The 26368-nt window shown below is 39.9% G+C and carries 24 protein-coding genes; all 24 read right to left on the bottom strand.

The features are described 5' to 3' along the window. Positions 1-4 precede the first annotated feature (4 nt). The 24 genes from atpA to IGJ12_RS12590 all read right to left on the bottom strand — a co-directional run bounded on the left by atpA (position 5) and on the right by IGJ12_RS12590 (position 26298). Positions 5-1561, bottom strand: a complete 1557-nt coding sequence (atpA, locus tag IGJ12_RS12475) for a F0F1 ATP synthase subunit alpha (protein ID WP_008380876.1) — start codon at positions 1559-1561, stop codon at positions 5-7. A 23-nt stretch (positions 1562-1584) separates the two neighbouring features. Beyond that, positions 1585-2127, bottom strand: coding sequence for a F0F1 ATP synthase subunit delta (locus IGJ12_RS12480; RefSeq protein ID WP_005234375.1), 543 nt, complete (start codon positions 2125-2127; stop codon positions 1585-1587). Beyond that, positions 2114-2638, bottom strand: coding sequence for a F0F1 ATP synthase subunit B (gene atpF, locus IGJ12_RS12485; protein ID WP_005228706.1), 525 nt, complete (start codon positions 2636-2638; stop codon positions 2114-2116). Before atpF ends, IGJ12_RS12480 begins: the two co-directional genes overlap by 14 nt. Before the next feature lie 88 nt (positions 2639-2726). Beyond that, a complete protein-coding gene (gene atpE / locus IGJ12_RS12490) occupies positions 2727-2939 on the bottom strand; it encodes an ATP synthase F0 subunit C (RefSeq protein WP_005228705.1) in 213 nt (70 codons plus the stop codon). A 32-nt stretch (positions 2940-2971) separates the two neighbouring features. Next, positions 2972-3691 (bottom strand): F0F1 ATP synthase subunit A, encoded by a 720-nt coding sequence (atpB, locus tag IGJ12_RS12495; protein WP_008380872.1) that lies wholly within the window; start codon positions 3689-3691, stop codon positions 2972-2974. Between the two features lie 292 nt (positions 3692-3983). Continuing rightward, entirely contained in the window at positions 3984-4442 is a 459-nt protein-coding gene (smpB, locus tag IGJ12_RS12500) for an SsrA-binding protein SmpB (protein WP_008380870.1), read from the bottom strand. A gap of 15 nt (positions 4443-4457) precedes the next feature. Next, a complete protein-coding gene (gene rnr / locus IGJ12_RS12505; protein ID WP_005234372.1) occupies positions 4458-6818 on the bottom strand; it encodes a ribonuclease R in 2361 nt (786 codons plus the stop codon). Positions 6819-6821: 3 nt separating this feature from the next. Beyond that, on the bottom strand, positions 6822-7574 hold the full coding sequence (locus tag IGJ12_RS12510; protein WP_087665018.1) for an alpha/beta hydrolase: 753 nt from the start codon (positions 7572-7574) through the stop codon (positions 6822-6824). Positions 7575-7697: 123 nt separating this feature from the next. Beyond that, the gene (secG, locus tag IGJ12_RS12515) at positions 7698-7934 is read right to left on the bottom strand and encodes a preprotein translocase subunit SecG (protein WP_005228700.1); all 237 of its coding nucleotides are present in this window, start codon (positions 7932-7934) and stop codon (positions 7698-7700) included. Positions 7935-8090: 156 nt separating this feature from the next. Next, the gene (locus tag IGJ12_RS12520; RefSeq protein ID WP_005234370.1) at positions 8091-8363 is read right to left on the bottom strand and encodes a GNAT family N-acetyltransferase; all 273 of its coding nucleotides are present in this window, start codon (positions 8361-8363) and stop codon (positions 8091-8093) included. Positions 8364-8380: 17 nt separating this feature from the next. Beyond that, positions 8381-9337: an alpha/beta hydrolase gene (locus IGJ12_RS12525; RefSeq protein ID WP_430619080.1), complete on the bottom strand. Its 957-nt coding sequence runs from the start codon at positions 9335-9337 to the stop codon at positions 8381-8383. A 144-nt stretch (positions 9338-9481) separates the two neighbouring features. Further along, positions 9482-13366 carry a Cna B-type domain-containing protein gene (locus tag IGJ12_RS12530; RefSeq protein ID WP_430619081.1) on the bottom strand — a complete coding sequence of 1295 codons (3885 nt, stop codon included), beginning with the start codon at positions 13364-13366 and terminating at the stop codon, positions 9482-9484. Positions 13367-14029: 663 nt separating this feature from the next. Further along, a complete protein-coding gene (locus IGJ12_RS12535; RefSeq protein ID WP_430601144.1) occupies positions 14030-15367 on the bottom strand; it encodes a hypothetical protein in 1338 nt (445 codons plus the stop codon). Between the two features lie 71 nt (positions 15368-15438). Continuing rightward, positions 15439-15822 (bottom strand): hypothetical protein, encoded by a 384-nt coding sequence (locus IGJ12_RS12540; RefSeq protein ID WP_086316464.1) that lies wholly within the window; start codon positions 15820-15822, stop codon positions 15439-15441. Further along, positions 15819-16835, bottom strand: coding sequence for a sugar transferase (locus tag IGJ12_RS12545; protein WP_086316465.1), 1017 nt, complete (start codon positions 16833-16835; stop codon positions 15819-15821). Before IGJ12_RS12545 ends, IGJ12_RS12540 begins: the two co-directional genes overlap by 4 nt. Further along, positions 16832-17818, bottom strand: coding sequence for a helix-turn-helix domain-containing protein (locus IGJ12_RS12550; protein WP_016612580.1), 987 nt, complete (start codon positions 17816-17818; stop codon positions 16832-16834). The genes IGJ12_RS12545 and IGJ12_RS12550 overlap by 4 nt, the downstream gene beginning before the upstream one ends. Positions 17819-17863: 45 nt before the next feature. After that, positions 17864-18055 (bottom strand): hypothetical protein, encoded by a 192-nt coding sequence (locus tag IGJ12_RS12555; protein ID WP_077452924.1) that lies wholly within the window; start codon positions 18053-18055, stop codon positions 17864-17866. Positions 18056-18104: 49 nt separating this feature from the next. Beyond that, positions 18105-18662: a hypothetical protein gene (locus IGJ12_RS12560; protein WP_016612578.1), complete on the bottom strand. Its 558-nt coding sequence runs from the start codon at positions 18660-18662 to the stop codon at positions 18105-18107. A 7-nt stretch (positions 18663-18669) separates the two neighbouring features. Continuing rightward, the gene (locus IGJ12_RS12565) at positions 18670-19518 is read right to left on the bottom strand and encodes a hypothetical protein (protein WP_086372295.1); all 849 of its coding nucleotides are present in this window, start codon (positions 19516-19518) and stop codon (positions 18670-18672) included. Next, the gene (locus IGJ12_RS12570) at positions 19508-20947 is read right to left on the bottom strand and encodes a glycosyltransferase (protein ID WP_016612576.1); all 1440 of its coding nucleotides are present in this window, start codon (positions 20945-20947) and stop codon (positions 19508-19510) included. The genes IGJ12_RS12565 and IGJ12_RS12570 overlap by 11 nt, the downstream gene beginning before the upstream one ends. A 16-nt stretch (positions 20948-20963) precedes the next feature. Further along, positions 20964-21869: an accessory Sec system protein Asp3 gene (gene asp3, locus IGJ12_RS12575; RefSeq protein ID WP_225869308.1), complete on the bottom strand. Its 906-nt coding sequence runs from the start codon at positions 21867-21869 to the stop codon at positions 20964-20966. Positions 21870-21884: 15 nt separating this feature from the next. Next, a complete protein-coding gene (gene asp2, locus IGJ12_RS12580; protein WP_061053140.1) occupies positions 21885-23468 on the bottom strand; it encodes an accessory Sec system protein Asp2 in 1584 nt (527 codons plus the stop codon). Beyond that, positions 23458-25059 (bottom strand): accessory Sec system protein Asp1, encoded by a 1602-nt coding sequence (asp1, locus tag IGJ12_RS12585; RefSeq protein ID WP_430619082.1) that lies wholly within the window; start codon positions 25057-25059, stop codon positions 23458-23460. Before asp1 ends, asp2 begins: the two co-directional genes overlap by 11 nt. Positions 25060-25080: 21 nt before the next feature. After that, positions 25081-26298 (bottom strand): accessory Sec system protein translocase subunit SecY2, encoded by a 1218-nt coding sequence (locus IGJ12_RS12590; RefSeq protein WP_430619083.1) that lies wholly within the window; start codon positions 26296-26298, stop codon positions 25081-25083. Positions 26299-26368: the final 70 nt, after the last annotated feature.

Genomic DNA, 26368 nt, shown 5'->3' on the forward strand with positions numbered 1-26368 from the left:
CTTTTTATGCGTTTTGCATTGTCGATATTTTATCTTGGGGTGTCACCCGAGAACCGTTGGATGCCATGAAAATATCTTTGAATGCTTTAATGGTGTCATCTAACAAGCTTTCTTCTGGCAAGTCTTTCGTTGTCCGAATGGTTTCAAAAATCGTCGCTGCATTTGCTTCGATATATTCAAATAATTCTGCTTCAAAGTCCAATAGTTTATTGACTGGTACACTATCAATGAATCCATGCGTCAAGGCATAAAGAATCACGACTTGTTTTTCTACTGCCAGTGGTTCATGCAGTTTTTGCTTCAAGATTTCAACGGTTCGACGACCGCGGTTTAATTTGGCTTGTGTTGCAGCATCTAGATCAGACCCAAACTGCGTAAAGGCCTCTAGTTCGCGATAGCTAGCCAAGTCCAAACGCAAGGTACCGGCAACTTTTTTCATTGCTTTGATCTGCGCAGACCCCCCAACCCGTGAAACGGATAATCCAGCCGCTACGGCAGGACGAACACCAGAATAGAAAAGGTCGTTTTCTAAGAAAATTTGTCCATCTGTGATAGAAATCACGTTGGTTGGGATATAGGCTGAAATATCCCCTGCTTGTGTTTCAACAAACGGCAATGCCGTCATCGATCCACCACCTAGTTCATCACTTAATTTCGCTGCACGTTCCAATAAACGAGAATGCAAGTAGAAGACATCCCCTGGGTATGCTTCACGACCTGGCGGACGACGTAGAAGTAGAGAAAGTTCACGATAAGCGACCGCTTGTTTTGATAAGTCATCGAAGACGATCAAAACATGTTTGCCGTTATACATGAATTCTTCCCCCATCGCAGCCCCCGCATAAGGTGCGATATAAAGCAGTGGTGCTGGTTGTGAAGCACCTGCTGAGACCACGATCGTGTAATCAAGCGCACCGTAACGACGCAATGTTTCCACTTGTGCACGAACAGTTGAATCTTTTTGGCCAATTGCGACATAAATACAGATCATGTCTTGCCCTTTTTGGTTGATGATCGCATCAATAGCGATCGTTGTTTTTCCGGTTTTCCGGTCACCGATGACTAATTCCCGTTGGCCACGACCGATTGGTACTAAAGCATCAATAGCTTTCAACCCTGTTTGCATTGGTTCCGAAACGGATTTCCGTTGCATAACACCTGGTGCAGCTGCTTCGACTGGGCGTGATTTATCTGTTTCGATCGGACCTAAACCATCGATTGGTTGCCCTAATGGATTTACTACCCGGCCAATTAATGCATCGCCGACAGGAACTTCCATGATTTTACCAGTTCGTTTTACTTTGTCCCCTTCACGAATGGTTTCAAAATCACCTAGGATGATGATTCCGACATCGTTTGACTCTAAGTTTTGTGCCATCCCATAAGAACCGTTTGAAAACTCAAGCAGTTCTCCACTCATGGCATTTTCTAAACCGTGGGCGCGGGCGATCCCGTCCCCAACATATGTGACAGTACCGATTTCTTCTACAGAAAGTTCGTTCTGATAATTTTTAATTTGCTCTTTGATCAAGGCACTAATTTCTTCTGCTTTGATGGCCATCCGATTCACCTCTTATCTCTTGTTTATCTGCCGATTTTTTGTCGCAGATAATCCAGTTGGCTCTTAATACTACCGTCGATCACTTGATGATTTGCTTCAACGATGACACCGCCTAAAATCGTTGGATCGATCGTTTCTTTCAATTGTGCCTGCTTGTACCCAAGCTTATCGGCGATTTGCTTTTCGATTTTGCTTTTTTGTTCTGCTGACAAAGCAACAGCCGTTGTGATCGTTCCGAGAACAAGACCTTGATATTCATCGTAACGACGTTCGTATTCATCAATGATCAGCAATAAATCATCCATGCGATCATATTCGTAAACGATCTCCAAGAAATTTCTGACTAAACCTTCAAAGCCCTTCAGCAATTGATCGACTAATTGTCTTTTCTCATGAAGATCCAAACGGTTATCGGTCACGATTTGGCCGAATGTTGGAATTTCCTGATAAATCTGACGCAAGGTCAATAATTCTTGGTAAACTTCTGTCAAGCGCTGTTCTTCCATCGCCAATTCGAACAACGCTTTTCCATAACGTTTTCCCACTGTGAATTTATCGAGTTTCATTAACTGAACCCAATCCTTCGATATATTGATTGATTAGGGATTCATGATTTTCGGGAGTCAATTCGCGGCCTAAGATTTTTTCTGCGATTTGAAGCGAAAGTTCTGCAACATCATCTTTCACTTCTTTTAACGCAGTTTCTTTTTCAAGGGTGATATCTGAGTTTGCTTTTTCTTTCAAACGAGCCACTTCTTCTTTGGTCTCGCTCAAAATATTTTGTCGACTCAATTCCCCGCTATCTTTGGCGCTCTTGATGATCTCCGCAGCTTCAGAATGAGAACGTGCCAATTTTTCTTGGCGTTCTTTTTCTAATTTTGCTGCATTCAAGCGTGATTGTTCCGCTGAATCCAAATCATTGGCGATTTTATCTTCCCGTTTTTGCATCATGCTGCTGATGGCATCCCATGCAAAATGTTTCAATAAGAATAGCAAAAGAAGAATTGATCCGCTGACAACGATAATATTGCCAAGCATTGGATTTTGAACTTCCGCTATAACCAACTGATTTAGCATAACGATTCTTCCTTTCTGAAAGTCATTGTTTCATTAGAAAAAAGCAAAAACGAGTGCAATTGTTCGTTTCTGCCTTTTCGTGCTTGTCTTATCGGAAGACTAATAACAGCGCGATAACTACCCCTAGAATCGGTACAGCTTCGACTAACGCTACCCCGATAAACATTGTTGAACGTAGTTGACCTGACATTTCAGGTTGGCGTGCCATTGATTCGATCGTTTTTGCGATTACTTGTCCGTTACCATACCCTGCACCAATTGCTGCTCCGATAATTGCTAATCCTGCTCCAATAAAGTTCATTCTTTTTTCCTCCTAATTGTATGTCGATTCGATTAATGTTCTGCCACGATTTTGTGGCTCATAAATACCATGGTCAATGTAACAAATACATAAGCTTGGATCGCTCCAATAAAGAGCGAGAAGCCAATCCAGATCATTTCTAGCGGCATCACGATCGGCAATGACCACCAACCAAGACTAATAAACATGTTGGCAATCAATCCTAATAACACTTCACCAGCGAATATATTTCCATATAAACGCAAGCCTAACGTGATGACATTCGTAAATTCTTCGATGATTTTTAGCGGCAATAAAAAGCCCACCGGTTTCAGATACGAATTGATCAAGTAATTTTTGAAGCCCAACGACTTGATCCCAAAGAAATGTGTCAAGGAAATAACCATAAGTGCAAGTGTCAATGTAACAAACGGGTCTGCTGTCGGACTTTTCCATAAGGTAATGTCATCTGTCGTCACGATTTTTGTGACTAAGCCGATCTCATTTGCCACAAACACAAAAAGAAACATTGTTACACCGAGCAAATGAAAGTTGTTCACTTGAGATCCTGGTAGATTGTCCGCCACGATGCCACGAACAAAGTCAATGACCCATTCAATGAAGTTCTGCTTCCCTTTCGGTTTCATTTGCAGGTTACGTGTACAAATAAAGACCACCAAAAAAACAATAATACAAGAAATGATTGTCATCATAGCTACAGTTCCATCAAACCATATAGGACCGATATGAAACATAAGCGATTTATCTTCCAATCTTTCTCACCTCTTTTCCTGTCATCTCCAGAAAAAATCTGGTGTTACAATGCGTTTCCTCTCATAACAATCGGTATCATACCACCACGAATGGAAAATTTCAAAGCATTTTCAAGAAAATTAGACAAAAAACTCACAATGCCAAAAATCCTAAATTAATTGAAAAATCCTCGTGTCGCTATGTGGAAGAAAAAGCCTGTTATATCAACAGCTTTCCCTTAAATGCTACCAAATTTAGCGTGATTTTCAAAGCAATAACCTCTATCGGATTCTAAAAGAAGTTCTTAGAAAATTAGAAATTTCTAAGAACTCGGTCAATTTGTCTTTCTTGATCTTTGCGTTTCAAGGATTCCCGCTTGTCATATTCGCGTTTTCCTTTCGCTAAACCAATCAAAACTTTGGCATAACCATCCTTGATATACACCTTTAATGGCACAATCGTCATACCGGTATTTTTTGTTTCGCCAATCAGACGAGCGATCTGCTTTTTGTGTAGCAACAGTTTTCTCGTCCGCAATGGATCGTGATTAAAAATGTTTCCTTGCTCGTAAGGACTGATATGCACATTGACTAAGAATGCCTCACCGTTACGAATGCGTACAAAGCCGTCTTTCAAATTGATCCGGCTGTTACGGATCGCTTTGATCTCTGTTCCCTGTAAGACGATCCCCGCTTCGATCGTATCGAGGATCGTGTAATCATGGCGGGCCTTTTTGTTTTGGGCGATTAATTTCCCTTCTCCTTTAGGCACGGGCCATCCCTCCAATTATTTTTTCTTGATTCCTTTGTAAAAAGGTTTTTTCTTTTTCACTTTGCCAGCTTTTTTCGGCTTGCCTTTACCTGATTGCTCAAAGCGTTTCCCTTGGTTTTTCTCAGGGTTTCGTTGTTTTTTTCCACGGCGGCTAGCTTCATTTTTTTGATTGTTGTTACGTTTGTTGGCTTTTGGTGCTTGCAGTTTTTCAACTTCTTCTGCTGCTACCAGTTCGAAATCGATCTCTCTTGTTTCTGGATCAGCCTTTACGACTTTGATGCGAACTTTCTGACCAATTTTAAAGGTCAGGCCTGTCCGTTCACCCACAAGTGCCAGATGGTTTTCCAAATAATGGAAGTAATCTTGCTTCAGATTATTGATATGGATCAACCCTTCAATCGTGTTAGGCAATTCAATAAACAAGCCAAACTTAACGACGGAACTGATGATACCGTCAAACTCTTCTCCTACTTTATCGGCCATATACTCAGCTTTTTTAAGCGCATCGACTTCTCTTTCTGCATCGACTGCTCGTCGTTCCATTTGGGAGCTGTGCAGCGCGATGTCCGGCAAGATTTCAGCCCATTTGTTTTGGTTGGCTTCTGAGACATCTTCACTGTAAGATCGAATCAAACGATGCACGATCAAGTCGGGATAACGACGGATCGGTGACGTGAAGTGGGTATAATCTTCCGCTGCCAAACCATAGTGACCGACGTTTTCTTCAGAATACTTCGCTTGTTGCATACTTCTTAGCAGCATCGTATTGACAACCATTGCCTCTGGCTTATCTGCGACATCTTCAACAACTTTTTGCAATTGTTTTGGTGAGATCGAGCCATTGGTCTGCTTGACTACGATCCCTAAAGCAGATGCAAAATCAAAGAAGCGGCGCATTTTCTCTTCTTTTGGTTCCTCATGGATCCGGTAAATAAATGGTAAATGCTTCTGATTGAAATGACGCGCCACGGTTTCATTGGCTGCCAACATGAAGGATTCGATCAATCGTTCGCCGACGCCCCGTGCTCGTAGAACGATTTCTTGCGGGTGTCCTTCTCCATCGACCAAGACTTTTGCTTCTCGGTCTTCAAAAGAAACTGCCCCACGTTTGATGCGCATCGCTTCTAACACGTGATGCAAGGCGGCCATATCATGGAACATCGGTACTAATTCCGCATATTCTTTGGTGGTTTCTGGATCATTGTCTTCAATGATTTGATTGACTGCTTGATACGTCATACGGGCACTTGTTTGAATAATACTTTGGAAAATATTGTAATCTGTGACGATCCCCTCTTGGTTGATCCACATTTCACAGCTCATAGTCAACCTTGGGACATTCGGATTCAACGAACAGATCCCGTTTGATAAACGCTGTGGGATCATCGGAATCACACGATCCGTAAGATAGACACTCGTTCCCCGATCAAACGCTTCTTTATCCAATGCGCTGTTTTCGGTCACATAATAAGAAACATCGGCGATATGCACGCCCAAATAGAAGCTACCGTCAGGCAATGCTTTTACGGTCACCGCATCATCCAAATCTTTGGCATCCGCTCCATCGATTGTTACAATCTGTTGATCTCGCAAATCCCGCCGTTCCGGAAAGTCGGCAGGATCGATCGTATCTGGTACTGCGTCTGCCGCTGCTAAGGTTTCTTCCTCAAATTTTGTTGGAATCCCGTTCGCCACGACGATCGATAATATATCCATTCCAGGATCGTTTTTATGTCCTACAACTTTCGTGATCAACCCCTCTAAGCTTTTCGAATAACCTTTTTCTGGGTAATGGCTGATTTCAACGATCACAATGCTCCCATCTACAGGTCGAATCCCTTGAGCACCAATAAACACCTTTAATTCACTTAGTTTTTTATCTTTAGGCTGAACAACGCCATATAGATCCGACTCTTCGATCTCTTTTTCATCAAATAATGTAAACTCGCCGACCAACTGACTGATGGCCCGTTGTTTGATCTCAACGACTTTCCCCTCTGCACCACGATCTGAGAAAGGATCCGCAACGTGCACGATGTCCACAGCAACGGTATCGCCGTCCATGGCATAGCCTGTTGCTTCTTTAGGGATATAAATATCGTCTTCTTCTTCATCCAAAGTGACAAAGCCGAAGCCCCGCTCGTTGGCACGGAAGGTTCCTTCCACAAACACTCGTTTCATGGGTAATTTCACTTTGCCTTTTTTGTTAAAAATCACGCTGCCTTCTCGTTCCATCGCCGCTACTGTCTGAACAAGATTCTTAAAGTCTGTACTTTTTTGAAGTCCTAGACCTTCAGCAATTTCTTCCATTGAAAAACTTTTTTTGCGGCTTTCTTCGAGAAACTGAATGATTTTTGTTTTAATCGTTTCTGTCATAACTCACTCTTTCCAAGCAAGTGTTTCTAAGAAAGCAAACACATCCTGCTCTAATTTTTTCCGTTCTGGTCCAACGGTCACCACATGACCGCTTTCGGGATACCATTGAAGCGTATAGGGAACATGGGACAGTGCCCCTGCTGTTTTGAAAACCGTCTGTGGATCGATCATTTGATCCTTTCCTGCTTGTGATAGAAAGACTGGGCGCTCGATTTTCCCTAAATGCCCAGCTGTGGTTTGTCCGACTGTTTCGATTCCTTGCAGTTGCTCTCTGACCTTACAAGGGACTTCTGCCAATATTTCTTTTTGGGTCGCCTCGTCTAAATCAGCATAGGGTATGACCATTTCAGCATACTTTTCAAAATTGACTGGCACTTCATTCTTGGTTTCAAATAATGGCGAACAAAACAGTCCGCCCCCCATCAATGTTGGATCTTGTGTCAAACGATCCATCGCTAAAATCCCGCCCATCGAAAGTCCAAGAACGGCAACTTCTTCATAGCCTTTTTCTCTTACATAAGTAACTGCATCTGCAGCATCCTGCTGCCAAACAGCCATCCCTTGATTTAAGATATCATCTGGATTGGGCGTACCATGTCCAGTAAACATCGGAGTATAAACCGTGTAGTCTTTTTGTTCTAACGAACGACAAAGCATACGCACATCGTTAGGACTACCTGAATAGGCATGGAACAAAATGACTGCTCGCTTGCCGTGTTCAGCAAAAACCGGTTTTGGTTGATTAAATGTTTTCATGTTTCCTTTCACCTCACGTCCAATTCTACCATAGTTAAGAAGAATACTTCGACAAATGCGATCAAAATCTTCCCCTTAAAAAGAAAAAAACCTCTCTTTACGAGAGGTTCGCTAGCAAAATGATTAGTTTGATGAAAGAAAAGCCAAAATAAAGAGCAAGACCATCCAAACAAACCCTAAAATGGCCGTTGAGCGCTGCATCACTGCTTCAAATCCACGGGCTTTTTGCTTACCAAACAATTGATCCGCACCGCCAGTAAAGGCACTAGCTGCACTATTTTGCTTGCTAGGCTGCATCATGATCGTAATGACCATTAAAATCGAAATAACAATTACAGCAGTTAATAAGATATTATACACGTTAGCTCCTCCTTGCTTGCTAAAGTCGTCCTTTCTATTTTAGCATTTTCCGCTAGAAATTACTACTCCCTTTTTGTCATTGCTCGTTGCGTGACGGTTTAAAAAAAAGACTGTCCTTTCTGACAGCCTTTTTCTCATAGATCGCTTTCGTTCAAATCAGCGAACGAGTACGTCATCATATTCTGGTTTTTCTTTGAACTCTTTGACCGCAAAGGAGCAGACAGGCATAATTTTTTTCTCTTCCCGTCGTGCTTTTTCAACAACTGCTTTGAGCAATTTTTGCGCCAATTGCTGTCCACGATAATCAGGGTTGACGAAGGTGTGATCAACTTCAAGTACATCATCTGGTGTTTCTTGCCATGTAATCTCACCAATTTCTGTTTCTCCATCATATAAAGCAAAACGCTTGTTTTCTTCTTTTATTTCCATTGTTTTCGCCCTTTCTATCAGACAATGTCTGTTTTTTGTTTGATATTCTCAATAAATTGCAAAACGGTTGGCCAATATTCTGGGGCATCTTTAACTGCCTGTAAATGTCCCATATTGGGAAAAAGGACTTTTTGTTTCGGACCAGCCGTTGCTTCCATTAAAGTATTGATTTCTTTTTCAGAAAGAAACGTATCCTTTTCTCCTTGTAAAAACAGCACAGGTAAATGGTTGCTGCCGACTTGTCGGGTCACTGAGATTTGTAGGAAGGGGTAGCCGACTAAGTGTTTACTGTAACGATTGGCTAATCGCAAAAAGCGCTTGACGGGTAACCGAGAAAATTGTGGTAGACTTGCCCGAATGGCACTATAAACGGACGTATAACTGCTGTCTGAGATCAAACCCGCAACTTGCACCGCCATGACTTCTCCACTGGCCAGCAGCAAAGTCGCCGCTCCCATCCCTAAACCATAGAGGAAGATTTGGGTTTGTGGGTCTTTTTCCAAAATCTTATCGATCCACAAAAGCAGATCCATCCGATCTAGCCACCCTAAGCCGATCTCTTTGCCTTCACTACGGCCATGTCCACGCAAATCAGGAACTAAAACATTGTAACCCGCAGCCCAGAATTTCTCGGCCGCATCTTGACAGTCTGCTTGCCCATCACTGCGATACCCATGCAAGCAGATCACCCACGTTTTAGCACACTGATCAAAGACTTCTGCTCTCAGGATCAGATCATCGGTGGTCGTTACCGTACATTCCGAACCTTGTGACCAAAAAGCCGAACTGCTTTTCGCGATCCGCTCTTTGTATGGAATCCCCAGTTTCTTTCTGCCTTCTTTTTCATACCATTCATTGTTACGCATAATAATTGCCGAAACAAAATAGCGTACGCCCTTTTTCATCACAGACGTGCGATATACATAGTACACCAAAAAAATAAAAATTAGCAGTAGTAGCAATAGCCAAACCATAGGATCCCCCCTTCATTTTAGTTTACCATTTACACCGGTTTTCAGCCAAAGTTTTGTCGCAAGTCTTAAATAAGTCCTATACTTTTTTAAGAAAAAATCTTTGTACTGACTTCTAGCGAAGGAGCAGTACAAAGATTTGTTTGGTTAAATATGTTTCTGTTTATAGAATAGGAAGGCGATCATGGTGAGTAAAATACTTCCAAGAACACTTAGTTCATAAGAGGATTCCTCATTTGTCTTTGGCAATCGTTTTTCATTATCTGTCTGTGATGACTCTGTCTGGTTCTTTTTGTCATCCAGCTTTTGCTCGGCGTTTCCGGCTATTTTTATCGGTTTATCAGACTTGTCAGAAGGTGTTGGTACTTTGGGACCGCTAGGATCATTCGGTGTCTTAGGCGTTCTCGGCGTTTTTGGTTCGACATAAGTATTGATCAAATCATAATCATGGACTTCTGACCTGTATCCTTTGACAGCCACTTCTTGAATGCTATAGGTGTACGCTTGACCTTTCTCATCATATTTTGGCAGATCTTCAAAACGATAGGTCCAGTTGCCTTCTTTATCTGCTTTTACGGTTTGCTTGTCGATTTCTTTACCGTTTTGCATTAATTCGACAGTGATGCTTTCAGGGCGGGTATTGAACTTGTTGCCATAGTCATTCCACGTCTTCGTTCCCGATACTACCGTTGTTTCGGTATTGTGATAGGTGTTGACCAGGTCATAGCCGTTGACTTTAATAGTGTAACCTGGCACTTTTTCTTCTTGGATCGTGTACGTGTATGCTTGACCTTTTTCATCATACTTAGGCAAATTTTCAAAGCGATAGGTCCAGTTCCCTTGGTTATCTGCTTTTACGGTTTGTTTGTCAATTTTTTTATCATTTTGCATCAGCTTCACAGTGATACTCTCTGGACGGGTGTGGAACTTGTTGCCATAGTCATTCCACGTCTTCGTTCCCGATACTACCGTTGTTTCGGTGTTGCGATAGGTGTTGAATAGGTCATAACCATTGATTTCAGTGGTGTAACCTGAAACTTTTTCTTCTTGGATCGTGTAGGTGTAAGCTTGACCTTTTTCATCATACTTTGGCAGATTCTCGAAGTGATAAGTCCAGTCGCCTTGGTTATCTGCTTTTACGACTTGCTTGTCGATTTCTTTATCATTTTGCATCAGCTTGACAGTGATGCTTTCTGGTCTTGTTTCGAATTTGTTATCGTAGTCATTCCATGTCTTTGTTCCGGCTACGTCTGTCGTTTCAGTATTGCGGTAGGTGTTGACTAGATCATAACCATTGATTTCAGTGGTGTAACCTGGCACTTTTTCTTCTTGGATCGTGTACGTGTACACTTGACCTTTTTCATCATACTTAGGCAGATTCTCGAAGTGATAGGTCCAGTTGTTTTCTTTATCAGCTTTTACGGTTTGTTTGTCAATCTCTTTACCGTTTTGCATTAAGTCGACAGTGATGTTTTCAGGGCGGGTATTGAACTTGTTGCCATAGTCATCCCATGTCTTTGTTCCAGCTACGTCTGTCGTTTCAGTATTGCGATAGGTGTTGACTAGGTCATAACCATTGATTTCAGTGGTGTAACCTGAAACTTTTTCTTCTTGGATCGTGTACGTGTATGCTTGACCTTTTTCATCATACTTAGGCAGATTCTCAAAGTGATAAGTCCAGTCGCCTTGGTTATCTGCTTTTACGACTTGCTTGTCGATTTCTTTATCATTTTGCATCAGCTTGACAGTGATGCTTTCTGGTCTTGTTTCGAATTTGTTATCGTAGTCTTTCCATGTCTTTGTTCCAGCTACGTCTGTCGTTTCAATATTGCGGTACGTGTTGACCAGGTCATAACCGTTTACTTTAGTAGAATACCCTTCAACATGTGTTTCTTGGATTGTGTATTCATAAGTCTGACCAGATTCGTCAGTTTTCGGTAGATCAGTAAATTCATAATGCCAGTCCCCCTCTTTACTTTGGGTAACCGTTTTTGTTTGGAATACTTCACCGTTTTGCAATAATTGAACCATAATGCTTGTCGGACGGGTATTGAATTTGTTGTCATAATCATCCCACGTTTTGGTCCCGCTGATTGTCGTTGTATCAAAAGAAAGTAATTGATTCATGGCAGCTAGTTTAATAGTCGGCACGATTGTTTCATTTGCTTGCAGATCCCAGCGATGGGTTTCTGCGTTGACCAGCACTGTATCAGCAATGATACTGCCGTCAACATTTTGATGGACATCGACTGTATCACCAACAGCCAAGATGGTTCCTTGGAATGGACTATTAATCGAAATCGTTTGGCCCTCTGATTGGTCAACAAAATTCCATAAGATAACAGCATCATCAAACTCTTCTGTTTCATGGCTATTACGAGACGTACCATCCGTATATTCTAGTTTGATTTGGGACTTAACATTAACGGTGCTGGCTCCCTCAGTGTCCACATTGATGATCACAGGCGTATTTCCTCTTGTTAGCCCTTTAATGGTGATTGGCGTATCTTTTTCTAATTCCGTTTTTGAAAGAGAAACAACAACCTTTTGATCTTCTTTCGCAATTGTATCTTCTGAAAAAGAAATGGGTTTTTTATCAATCAGATAGCCGTCTGGCGCTTCCGTTTCCACAAAGGAATATTCTCCCTCTGGAAGACCAGCTTCGATCACCTGCCCATCATCATTTGTGACTTCTTCATCGACTTCCTTATGCGTCTTGTTGTTTTGAAGTTCGTAAACACCATCATCAAGTGGATTTCCTTGTTCGTCTGTCAAGGTCAAAACAACCGCTTGTGTCTCATCTTCGGCATCGGCTGTATTGATGACCCGCTGATTATTATCAGTGAAATCCTTGGTTACACCGGGTGTCTGCGGATAAGCTCCCAGTCTTTCTGACGTCGCCTGTAACGTTGAAAATGCCTGTTCAAAGTCTATATAAGGCTCACTCACGGATTGATCTTGAAAAACTTCGGAAGTCTTCAAGTGATCCATTCTCTGACCATTTACAAAAACGGCAGGTTGCTGATTTTGATCTGCTAAATCTACTGTGACTGATGGGCCAAAAACAACTTTGTTTTTTCTACTATCCGTTCCTGATACAAAAGAAGAGTTTGCGATGGAATTGACCTTTTGAATATAATTGATTTCTGTTGGCAAAGAACCATCCTGAATACTGGTCCCAAAATTGACATTTCCGTTTAATTCACCAACGGCCAAATTTCCGTTCGTGTGTGTATTTAGCGTCGCATGGTTAGCAAAAATATGAAAATATTGCGCTTCTCCTAGAAGTGCGTCATCAACTTCAGGAACATCATTTTTAAAAATGCCCCCACTTGAAAGTTGTGAAGCTGCTGGCGCACTTGCTTGGGTATCAGGCGTTGATTCTATGGTTTTTGATGCAGTATTTGACGCCGTTTGTTGTTGTGACTCGCTGCTTGTTGTTACAACCTGTTTTTCAGAAGCCTCTGTTTGATCCTGAGTATCAGAAAGTACGGCTTCTGTACTCGTTGCTTCTGTGGATTCATTTTCAGGTAGAACAACTGCTACATCTGTTGTGTTGATGATGTCTTCTTTCACTTGTCCATTTTTTTCATCTGTTTGAAGAAAGGCGGATTTGATTGTCAATGTTTGAAGACTTTTTGTTTGAAACGTTAGCGTCATTTGGCTAAAAGAACTGCTAGCGGTTTCTTCCATCAGCTGCTGTCTTTGCGGATCATATGTAAATGGCGTGCCGCTGCTTTGAATCGAGTTCGCCAGAACCGTTTGTTCCCCTTCACTCAAGCTGAATGCCAGTTGATTTGCTGCTTGTTGATTCTTTTCTACTTCGATCGTCCAAGTGATCTCCCCTGTGGTAGGATCTGGTAATGATGTCACTTGCGCTGTGCCCTTTTCGTTTTGAAATAGGATTGTTTTGGGATTCTCCTCGGTGTCCGCATTGGCTGTGATGACTGATAATAAAGGCGCCAAATAGGAAAACATAAGTAAGGACAGCATGAACATTGGGTAAGCTGTTTTTTTCACATAAGTACGCATTTCTCTTCCTCCAAACAACAAATTTTACTCAGGTGATTATCCTAATCGGAAAAAAGAGAAAATGCAAAATGGACCAAATTTTGATTCTGTGAGAAAAATGAGAGCAAAAACCGAAAAATGGTTCCTGCTCTCAAGGGAATTTGTGAAAATGAAATAGGATTTCTTTAGTTTGAAAAACATTAGAATATTTTTTTCATGATAAATACTCAAAATCCAGAAAGAATCTTTTGTTTGTGATAAAAGTTCTTTCCTTCAAAACGCTTAAACACCAGGAGTGATTGGCTACTTGCTAAAATTTCACTTGTCAAAAAAAAATAATTGTAAACTGAAAATGAAAATTTTCATAAACAATCATATTATTTTCATTTTTGGTTACAAAAATTTTAGCAGATTCTTTAAAATCTTACTGTTATTTTCCCTCTATTTATAAGTTCTCTTAACTTTTACTGTACAAAGAAACGTCTCTATCATTTTTGGGACTGATGACTCATAATTGATTCTTCAGTCCCAAGTGTGATTTTTGTACAACATATCAATCCTTATTGACGACAAGACTTTATTGCAAAGTCCGATGTTCTGATCTAGTACAAAAGACTGACCATTGGAAAAAAGGGAATGGTTATTGCAATCCGCTCGAAATTCACGTTTCCTTCTCCAAATTGACTATTCTTTGTCGTTGCTGATCAAGAAATCAAGCAATTCCGACTGTTCCGCAAAGATTGCTTCTACAGATAAGCTTCTATGATGACTCTTTTGCTTGGTAGCTTCTGGTAGTTCAGCATCAATTTGGTTAGTTGAAGATTCGAGGGAATTCTCAACTGGTAAAGGTTCTGCATTCACTTTCGACTCTAAACCGTCTGGCTTCATTGGAAATGGACTATTATCCTCAAAGTGATCTATCGAAGCATTCAGTTGACTTTTCCAAAACAACTCTCCGAAAAGATACACGCCCAGAGCATTTTTATTGTTAAACACTTTACAAGATAACCCCATCTTGGTGAGTGTCTGATTTACTGTGTTTTCGTTGATCGTTTCTGAAGGAATATCTCTGATTAGAATTGTATCAGCATATTGAATATCTTGATCACTGTTTACATAATCAATCAATTGATCTGTCAAAGCAGTCGTCTCTTTTTTAACGATCTCAGTTAAATCTATTGTCTGACGTCCATTGATCGTCACGACAAATGGATTGTTTTTCTTAGCTGTGACAAGCATATCGTAAACGACGCCATGATCCAGCGCAAAGATAGGTGCGGGATGATCCCCCTCATTTTCTTGATAAGCTTGTACCACGTTGCCTGCCAATTCAAACAAGCCGTCTGTGACTTTTGAACTTTTGATCAGTTCCCCATTTTCGTAGCTATCACAAGTGAGTGAATGATCATTGATTTCAATCACATAGGTCAACCCAGCCAGAATTTCTTCCACGCCTAACATCAAATGAATATCATTTCGTTTGCTTTCAAAAATTGCGCCCAGAGATTTTGGGATCAGCTTTACTCGCTCGATGCGAATCCGATAGTGCGTGCCATCAACAACTGTCTCGAATTCATCTGCCAGTTGTCTCTCAATGTCAGCAAGCCGGTCAAAACTTTCTGTTGCTACGCCAAGGCATAATGAACAGCTAAAGTAATCCTCTGCAATTTCAGTAAAAAGTGAGGGTCTTTTCGCTACTAAATAAGAGAGTATCGTTTTGATATATGTCTTAAATTTTTGGTCTCCCAGGGTTGCCAACGGATTGCCAAATGTTTGATAGGCTTCTGATCGTCGACTATACAACTTGTCGAGCCCCCAAGTGATTTCTTTCTCGCTGCCCCCGAGAAGTATTCGTTTCCCTACTTTGTTTTTTAGGTAGATCGGTTCATTATTCTTTCCTAAAAGATATTGTAGATTATTTTTTTTGACTTCTGAATAAACAGAACTTCTGACATCTTGATAACCGTAGCCAACAACGCCTACTCGAAATTCATCAATGTCTAATGCAATGATTTTGTTCACACTAATCCCCCTAACTTCCCTATTTATCATGAATTACAGCTTCCCTAATAACACTATTGCTATTTCATCCTCTATTTTCCTGCCTCTTCTTGGATAAAGAATGCATTGGACAGTTCATGAATTTTACTCATTTGTTCGTTGACTTCTGCTTCTAAAAGCAACAAGTCGCTGAAAATTACTTTTGTATTACGTATATGCCGCAAAAGTTCATTGGTTTTGACCAGCTGCAAGTCAATTTTTTTGCATAACTCTCTCAATTCTTCTTGGCTATTCTTTAAGACAATAAAATCGCGATAACCAATGGCTGACTGTCGTTTTTCTAAAATCATTTGTTGTAATCGCGCAATTTTACTGTCCCGTTGTTCGATCGTTTGTTTCAAATCAGTCAACATCTGGTCTAGTTCGCTGATTTGAATGATTGCGGATAACTTCTTTGTACTCATTGATTGTTTCATGCTTGACTTGCTCCTTTGCCTAGGAGTATTTTCACTTCTGAATCCATCAGTGCCGTTCTAGTAAATATTCCTGATTGCAGTAAACGACTAAATGAAAGAACATTATTTTTTATCCGCAGCAGCTCTTCATCTGTTAACTCACTTAATTGATGATCAATGTCTTCAATTGCGTTGATAGTAATGCCAAGTTCCAGTTTCTGTACCATCTCTGCTATAGCTGCTTCTTTCCATACAATGACAGGGATTCCTAACGAGAGATACAACGAGATTTTGTGCGGTGCATTATACTTCGTATATTGTTGGTAGTCACCACCATCAGGCAACTTATCATCCCACGCAAGTCCGAAACCATTTTTCTCCATCCTACGAACCAATTTCTCTTGCTCAAAAACACCACAATAATGAACATTCGGACCAAATTGACTGTCGTTTTTATCGCCGTATACAAGAATTTCCGTGCGATTGGGCCACTGCTGTAGAAAACGGGTTTTTGCCAAATTTCCTGCAAAGACAACTCGTTTTTCTGGTCTTTCATGACTGACACTAACTTCTTGATGCTGATAGTCGAAAAATGGTTTTTGGATCATTCTCCGTGTTACGCCTCTTTCGACTAAGGCTGTCTGCATAGCTTGGCTATGAACGATCAATACTGTTGCTTCATTGAAAAGAGCAGATTCATCAAAATCGACTTTCCCACGCAACATCTCAGCGTCATGGATGAATAAACTCGTGTAAATCCCTCTTTGTTTCATTCTTTGTAAGAACATTCGGTCAAAATGGGCTCCGTTATAACTTGGATATTGATAGACCACGATATCTTCATAAGCGACACCAGCTGTAATGCCATCAATCCTTGACATAAGTGCATAATCATCTTCATTCTCATCGATATAACGATAAATATATAAAGGTTGATAATCCATCCCATTGGCAATGTGAAAAACATCTACTTTCGCTTTTTTGACTGAATCTGCTGCATTCGATTCAATGATCGTCGTCACCCACCGATTCACGCTTGTCCCATCTCCTTTTCCATCATTGCCCGCACAAACATCACTTCATCTTTTGGTAAGCACCATTCTGCACCCTTCAAATTTTTAGAAAACAGTTGTACAGCAGGATCTTCTTGTGCAGTATTCCTTGTAAGCAGCAAATATTTGACTAGTTTTAGAACTGTCTGATTATAGACATCAATATGCCAATGTTCCTCCATTAAACGACTTGCATGTTGAAGTAATTGAACCGCATCATCACAGCGTTGGATGTCTACCAAACATTCTGATAAATCTAATACGGCGCCTACTAAGACTGGCCGCAGTTCCGTAAAATCAGTCGAATTTATTTTCTTTAAAAGGCAGCTCTCTAACAAAAAAATTTGTTTTTCTAAAGATGAAGCGTGCAAGCCATAGCGCTGTTTGATGCGTAATGTAGCTAAATATAAAAGGCTGTCAAATAATGTATAAAAATCAGTTCCCAGAAAAAATGTTTCAAGCATTTCTAAACTTGCATCCGGGACTTTCTGGTTCATACAACCAAATACGAGGTCAGAATAGGCCAACATGAGTTTAAATATCGTATTATCCTCAGTTGAGGGGCGAAACTTTTCTAACTCTTTTCTAACTTTCATAAAGGTAACAAACATGTCCTCTTTCGTTGATAAAGAGCTATAAATCAATACACTCAATAGATGAAGTTGTTCATCTGTTGACATTGCAAACATGTCTAGCAATTCGGTATCTGAAATGCTCAACATTTTCTTGATGCCAACAACCAATTCGAAGGGCAAATCGATCTCATATTGTACCCATCTATAGTACCGTGAGCGAGATAACCCAATCTTTCTTTCAAAAGATTTCACAGATAGTCCTTTACATTTGCGTATCTCTTCTAATTTCTCGCGATCAATATTGACAGCAACGACTGATGTATCAGGTATCTTTAAGTCTGGGTTGATCGTACTAATTAATCGACAAACGCTTAGTAATCTAGTTTCCATATTTTTCAAATCCTTTTTTCTAAAATGCAGGACCTATTTTTATTCTTACTTCTGTAATGCTTCCAATAAAGAATAAACCAACGATCCAAGGATCACGATCGACATAACTAAGGAAAGCACGATGGTGATCGCTTTGCCCTTTTTCTTTTCTTCTGAGTGATTTCTTACGTTTTCTCGTTCTTCTTGAAATCCCGCTTGAATCGTTTTTTCTAGCTGATTATTCGCCAACGAAATCACCTCTTCCCAGTTTATTTTCGGCAAACAACTATGAAGAAAACTGGTTTATCTACTGGTTCTGATCGTCTGCCAGTTGTAGTGATTCACTCAGTTCTGAAACATTTTCTACTGGTTCATTTTCGTTTGTAGCTATCTCATTCACTACCTCTGCTACTTCCACTGCCCGAAGCTCATCAATCAGCTCTTGACTCAATTGATTCACATCGTTATCTTGTCTTTCGACGGTTGAGGTTAACCGTTCAATGATCTGCTCGGTTTCATTCAAAAAATAGGTTCGAAGCATTTGCTTTTCAACCTCATAAGCAGAAAAGAGCTTCTCATAAATCATTTGTAATTTATTTTGCTCCTCCTGTTGCTGCTCAAAAGATGCATTGAATTGTTTTTTTAATGTTTGGATCACATTTAGATCGATATCGTTTTCTGACTTGTTCATCATTGCTTTCATTTCTTGATTGATTTGAATCAGCTGATCAATCAATGCGTTTTGATGAGCAAAAAGTTTCTTTGCTTCCTCTTGTTCCTTCTCAAAAGTGAGCATGGACCCGCTGTTCTCTTTTATTAACAACATAATTTGCTCATACAATTCAGTGGTTTTCATTTTTTTCATTTTGTCTTCATCCTTTCAACACAACTTTGTCCATGCATACATTTTTGTTTGCCAACAACTGATAATTCTTTTGATCGACTTCTACCTTATGAATATAAGGAACGCGGTCATCTAAAATACTCATTAAGTTCCCTTTGATATTCCCTTTGCCATCAAGCGGCGATTCTTCCAGATAAAGTGTATTTGTCGAGTTGGATTTTGCTAGAGAAAATAATTCTAACCCCATATATGAAATGCCCACTGTATCATTTTCTGTTAACCGAAAAGCTAACTGATCACGAATGAAATCAAGTGTTGTGTTAAATTTTTGAGTTACCTTGAATGTTTCTGTATCACGAATCGTGACTAAATTGATGGTGCCTTGATAAAAATAGTAATTCAGAATACTTTGTTGCTGATCATTGAAAAAAGCAATCTCTTGAACCTGGTCATTGCAGTAATAAATAGTTGAGAATAATTTCCCATCTGCGGCATATTCTTCAATGAAATCTGTCGTGCCATCAGGATAAAAGTAGCGAACTTCTTTGACATGTCTTCTAGTCATAGGATACAAGCTCACTTTACCTACTTCATCTCCATCAGTGATCAAGGAAATGGTCCGGTCCTCGTTCATATAAACTTCTGTAGAGTAAGCTGTTGGTACTTGGTTAAAAAACAGAAAGGCTTCTGGATCGTGACTGCGCTGTGTCACTTGATCTAAAATATTTATTCCCTGCAATGCTTCTTTTTGGAGCATCGCTTGAAAATTTGGACTCGGTGAGATGGACAACACTTGACTTCCTTCTTTGATTCGTGATTTTTGTGCCATCCAAATTCGGTCATTTGGTCGGATCACGGTGACTAATTCATAATGCATCGATCAACTCACTCCATTTCTCTGCAATTATCGCGTCTTGAAACATTCGTACAGACTTGCGGGTATTGGCTTTAAGTTGGTTCAGATCAGAAGCAGTCAACTGACGAATGCCATCTGTTAGTTGCTGAATAGTATAAGCTTCATCAGTTCTAGAAAAATCTTTCAAATAACCATTGACTCCTTCTTTGATCAACTCCATGGCCCCAAAACGAGCCTTGAAGGTTACAATTGGCAATCCTGCATTTAAAGCTTCAATATAAGTCAATCCGAAACCTTCTGAAAAAGAACCAGAGATAAATGCATCATAATCAGGATATACTTCATTGATTGCATGAGAATGCCCTTTTAACCGAATGTACTCTTCTGCATTCAACTCCTTGATCACTGCTTTTAACTTACCTTCTTCTCCCCCTTGACCATAGATGTCTAAAGAGATCGTTGGATGTTCTTTTTTTGCTGCAGCAATTGCCCGCATCACAAGATCAATGTGCTTTTCGGATGCCAAACGAGAGACTGTCACAAACTTTTCTGCCTGTTGTTTGCCTAATTCAAATGAATCTTCTGTCACATCGCGAATCCCTCCCACCGGGATCGTCACAATTTTTTTGGACTCGTTTGGGAAATCGATCAACAAATCTTGCCTTTGCAATTCTGTCGCAACAACGATATGAGCGACTTGTTCCAAATGCGTCAAAGCAAATTCATAGTAATTGTTCCAAAGAGGTGCGCTAGCTACGTCACGATCAGATAAATGATCGGCATGAACGATCTCAATCAATTTGATTTCCGGAGGACAATGATCATATAAAGCAGCCTCGCTTTCCTCCCCCCGATCAATGATGATACTTTTGGTTTCTGGGAATTCTTCTATCAGTTGTTTAAAGAAAAATCGCTGCAATAAGACTTCATTTCTAAAGAAACGATGTTTGCCTTTGAAAGCAAACAAATGAATATTCGTCATTACTCTTCCTCGATGCGAATCATTTCGATAACTGTACATGATTTTTCTTTGATTCGTTCGATAGTCAAAAATCTCTACCCGATAATCCGAAACTAGCAGTAAGCCTTCCTTTTTTGGACTAGGAGATTTTTCCATATGCTCAACGATTTTTAATCCTGATGACGTGATGGTTTCTTTGATTCTATGTGTGTTCGTAGCATCTACTAAGAGATCTTGTTGTGCAGTAAAAACTGCTTTAGCCCCTTGCCTTAAATAATCACCTTCTAGTGCAAAATATTCCCACATGGAGATGACTTTATCATCTGGTATTTTCCAAGCCGCCATGGCTTCATGGAGATTCTTCACTAGCTCCATAAAAATATACTTATAGGGAATATTTTTTCTATCAAAACAAGCAGCACGATAGAACTGTGCATGTTCCACACCAGAATTACCAATCCCCATTGCTTTATTTACAAAAAAATTCATGATGTCCCCCTCTTTATTAGGTTGATTTTTTCCTGTTTTCTTTTACATTCTCTAAAACTTTTAGTGCCCTTTGATTAAGTGCGATCTTTTTTTGCAGACGATCCATAAGCTCGGGTGCTTCGGCTTCTTTATTTGGCTTTGCAAATAATAAAGCTAATACAGAAAAATCTTCGTGGTAACAAGACTCCAGCAAAGAAAAATTTTGTCCCATTTTAAGGTTGATTTTTTCGGGACTGTCGCTTCGCTGATAGATTTGTTCAAGCAATACTTCCAAATACGATGATGCAGCCTTAGTATCCGGTTCAACAAACAATCCTGCTTCAAAATCTGAAAGTGAATATTCTTTGACATAGCTGTTCTGTTTTTCAAATACGACCGATAATGCAGCATGTTTCTCAACCAACGGTGTAACCGCAACAACGCTGGTTGCTATGTTTGAGCCTTGGTTTGCTCCAGTGGTTGCATTTATAGGAACCACTTCAAATGCTTGATTCTCCTTAGTGGATAAAACCAATTCCTTAAAATGAATCTCTTGATGCTTTTTGTTTACCATATGAATCTGATAATCAGTGGCACCTTGCGGAAAGAGAAAACATTCTTGGTTTGTTTCGAAGACTAGTTTTTCAAGGAGAAACCCATCCTTATCAAAAAATTCCACCAATAGCTGTACTGCTTCCTTACGATCGAATGCAGCATGAAGTGTTAACTCGTACTTGTATCCAGGCAGTAACATTGGTAGCATTGGTGATTTCCGACTAATATGAAATTCTGTTTTCGAATACCAAGATTTAATACTGACGCCTGGAGGCATCAAAGGAGAAGAGTACAAGACATCCCCAGAGGGCATATAAGCTATTTTTGCGCCATAATTATAATTGTCATTAAAGTCGATCCCCCACTTGATACGATATAAACTATTCATCGACTCCCTCATTCCCTATAATATTTTCTTGATATCGCGGTGAAATGTATGCACGAGAATATTTTTGTATTGTTTCAAAAACCAATTATTGATGGCAGGACTATTATCGTTATGTCGGCCGATCATGCCTTTATACAGAACACGAGTCATGGGGAAATTATTTTTTAAAAATTCAAACAACATTGGAAATGCCTCCATGTCGTAATCGTCTTGTTTCATATAGGCGATCGCAAAGGTTGTCTCCCGATAATCGCCACTTTTGAATTTGCTCCAGAACCGTTCATTCAATTGACTGCTCGCTTCTTTTGAAACAACCCCAATATTGTAAAGCAGCATATCCAATGAGGTTGGAAATCCAGTTGGTCGATTGATGCGTTCATTTAGAGCAATGGAACCAAGATTCGTCAACGGTTTTCCCACGATGACACTGTTTGGGCTTAAATCGCTAGCAAAATATAGCGCGCCAAACGTTCCCATCGACAATCCGGATAAAATGAGATCTGACTTTTCAAAACCTAGCAGTGCTAGTTTCCCTAAGATGATCGCTACGATTTCTTGTTCGAATTTCTGGCTGCCTAGATAGAAATTCCCACCTTCTAAACGAGGGTCACCAATCAGCAGAAACGGACAGCCCATACTTCCCATCATCCCACGGCCTTCAAATCCTTCCGCTGAACGATAGCCAGAAAAATAAACCGCTAATGGAGGTTTTAAATCTCCCGGATTAAAGTAATAGATCACTTCTCCCCCCAGATTCTCTTCATCCCGAATCCGACCACCTCCTGGAATCATGACACTTTCATCTGCCATTGCTCTTCGCAGGTGCATCTGCCCGATCGTAAATTGCCCTCGATTTCCTTTGGCATACAATGAAACATTGATGTATGAATTTTGATCTAATTTGAAGTAAACCGGCTCCCCATTTATGATTTGATCGTGAAGGACCTCAATCACTTGGATGACTTGATTCGTGTTTTCTTTAATGAAAAAGAGTTTGATTTTTAATGTCACTTCTCCTTGAACATCTGCGATCTCCGGATAAAAACAGGTGCGTTCGTTTTTAGGAATCAGGTTAGTCATTTTCCAAGTAGTTATTTGCTGATCGTCTGATGTCAGTTGTGCCTTTACCTGACAGGCTGCATGTCCTTCTTTAACGATCTGCAACGGGACAGTTTTATTAAATTTCATGTGATCCATAGATAGCTTATATCCTTGTTGCTTTGCTGAGAATTGCTCATTGATCGTACGAAAAACATTTTCTAGCTGCTTTTTATCAAAAGGATTCGCTGCTTTTAATGTGAATAGCGCTTGAACTTCTGGAGATAGCTGCCCATTTTCTTCGTAAAATATTTGGTAGGCTGGTAATTGTTTTAAAAATTCCAAATTTTCAAGAATCGCGGCATTTTCCTCTAGAAGAAAAATTGCCCGATGGTATTTGGTATTATATTTGTCTTTCTTAAACAGCTGTAGCTCCTGCTCATCTTTTCTGAAATCATAGGCCAACGGAAGCCACTGATAGGCAAACAAAGGAGAAAGCTGCTTTTGCCCCTCAGAAGAAACAGCTGCAACATGAAATACCTGAATCTGTTTAGACGACACCCTCTAGCAACTCCCTCCATTGTTTAATAATATTTTCCTCACTAAAACGCTCAATATAACTAATATTTTCCACCAATGCTTGGTTCCAATTATTTAAATCGTCTAGGTAAAAAGCGATTGCTGCATCTAATTCTCTAATTTGACCAATGATTTGCCCATTCTTTTGGTCATCCACATAATCGGTTTTCTTCCTAACAAGCTGAGGAATCCCTGCACTAACAGCTAGTGCTTGTTTCTGGACATCAACTTCAGCAGACAAATCAATATACAATCGTGTCTCATTGAAATCCTGACGAATCGTGGTGAGATGAGAATCCAAGCGAAAGTGAATCCTAAAATTGACATCAACTGCCTCTACTAGATTTCGCCAATTTTTGCTTTCTCGGATCTCTTCAATCGCCTCTTCATCCGTTTTAAATAACTTTTTCGCCTTTTTTGCTTCGAAATACTTTAATACCTTTTGATACTCCTCAGATTCACTATCGACACCGAAGTGAGTATCAACCAGTTCTTTTTGTGCTTCTCGTAAAACGACTTCGCTTTGGAATGTCGTCGTTTCGATAATTAAGTCATAACGATCATTCTGAATAACTTTTTGCAGTAATAGATGATGGATTCTCCGAACGTCTTCGTTAAGCTCACCGGCGTTCCAATAAAGAACCAGCTGGGGAATGGAGTTGCTATTGCCCAGCTGAAAAGAAGTTGTGTAAATAGGGATGCGTTGTATCCGAGATAGGTCATTGACACCGGACTGTTTCATTAAAGAGAAAAGCGCTGTTTGATTACTAGTCGAATCCGTAATGATTTTATTTTCGCCAGCCCATAATGCTGCTTTTTCATCTGATGCACAAGTTGAAAGTCTGTGGGCATCAGAAACGATCTGGATCACTCTTTTTCGTTCCTCGTTCGTTTTGACCAATCGTAGACTCCGCTCATTTGTCAAACAGAGGATTTGATCTTCTGGCTCAAGGCTCAGTTGAAATTGATTCATCATCTCTAAAAGAAGTTCATCCATGCTTCGATACTGACTTTTCTTTAGTCCACTTTTCCGAGGATTTACCAGCTCAACGTGTGGATTTTCTCCAAAGTATTCCACACATTTTTCCATTCCCGATTCGTTATAATAAATCTTCTTTACTTGTTCCCCTTTGTCATTCTGGAACGATTTTGCAGAAATAAATCCCCGATCATCGAAAAAGAGGATTTGTCGATAAGGTTCCGTCATTATAGACATCTGTTCTGCAAAACCAAATGAATTGAACCGAATTTCACCAAATGGTTGATTTTCCTTAATCAGCGTGATTCCAAAAGGTGTATAGACCTTCTCAACATTCTGAGCAAGAGGCAAGTCATCGACATCTAAGGGAAATCCATTGGTTTTTTGAATGTCTTGCAAGCGATCATAAAGCGAAGTCATTTGCGCTACTTCTAATTCATATGCATGCATCTGATAACGTAAAAACGGTATATGCTCCAATAACAATAAGTGATACGGTTCTCGATTGTTCTTGAAAAGCTGAATGATATTCATCATATAATCACTTTCTAAATTGCCACTACTGGTCGTCCAATCAGGGATAAAATAATTCAAAAAATTGCCTCCTAACATCCTCTAAAAAATCCGGTAAGTATGTCTGGAAAAGAGGAACCGTATTTCATTTGTGATAGTTTCTAAAATGATGATCAACATAAAAATACTTCCGAAATAAAAAGCTAAGTTGGAAATGATTTGATTTTGCAATCCAATCAACAAGGGAATCATTGAAACGATCACAAGATAACTGTTGCCAAGTAATGCAACGGTTGATAAACGCTTCAATATATATCGCTCTGTCTGTTTGCCAGGAGCAACATTTAAAATGTAATCTCCCGTCTCTTTTAGATTTTTGGCTATATCGTATGGTCGAACATTTATAAAACTAAATCCGTAACCTAAAACATAGAGAATCAGACCATAAGTGAAAATACCCCGCACATTATTAAAGGAAAAGTAAGTCGTAATAAAATTTGAAAAGCCTGTGTCTCCCCACTTTTCGTTCAATAGTAAAAGCTGTGGCATTGAAAAGACGGTTACTGCAAACATGAAAGGCATTGCCCCGGCAGGTAAAAGTCGAATAGGAATATATGAATTGTTAAAGCGACTGTCGATACCTGTCCGTTCAATATTGATACGGTATTCTGCATTGTACAGGAAGAGTGTGAGATTAATAAAAACTAAGGTCACCATAACTAACCCGATAATAAAGTTTTGACTTAAATGAACGGATTCTGTTTGTCCCGAAATTAACATAGCTGGGATATTCATCAGTAAACCTGGAACAATAAACAGACTTTGACCTCCAATTCCTTTATCAATGTTGATATCAGCTAGCCATGCAACGAACAATCCCCCAGCCGTCAAAAGAAGAACTGCTCCTAAAAACAACAGGACAATAGAGCCTCCAATTGCTTTTTGATCAATCATTGAGGAACGAAATTTTAAAACCAGTGCGCAACTTTGAAGGATAGCAAATAAAAGAGTCAAACTGCGTTGAATATACCCAATTCGTTTGGTGGAAAGATTTCCGATACTTTCTGTATCAATCATGCTGATCGTTGTCCAGATGATCAGGGCAGTCATATACGGGCCCATCCCTAAAGAAAAAAGCGTTGGAACAGTAAAATTCCCACCGGTTGATGTCGCTAAAAATTTCAGAATCAAACTAGTTGATTCCTCTGGTATCTTTTCTGAAATAAAAAAAGGAACCTGGATATGCTTACCTATCTCAACAATGAACAAAAGGAAAAAGCTCGCGATTATTCTTCGAATGAGTTCTTTTTGATTCTTCATTTTCATCTCCAATTTTCTTACTTTTTTTTAATCTGCAAGGTTTAACAAAATAGTAACAGGTTTAAAATTG

It is taken from the genome of Enterococcus sp. DIV0802b, assembly GCF_050543535.1.
In the GTDB taxonomy this organism is placed as follows: Bacteria; Bacillota; Bacilli; order Lactobacillales; family Enterococcaceae; genus Enterococcus_D; species Enterococcus_D entomosocium.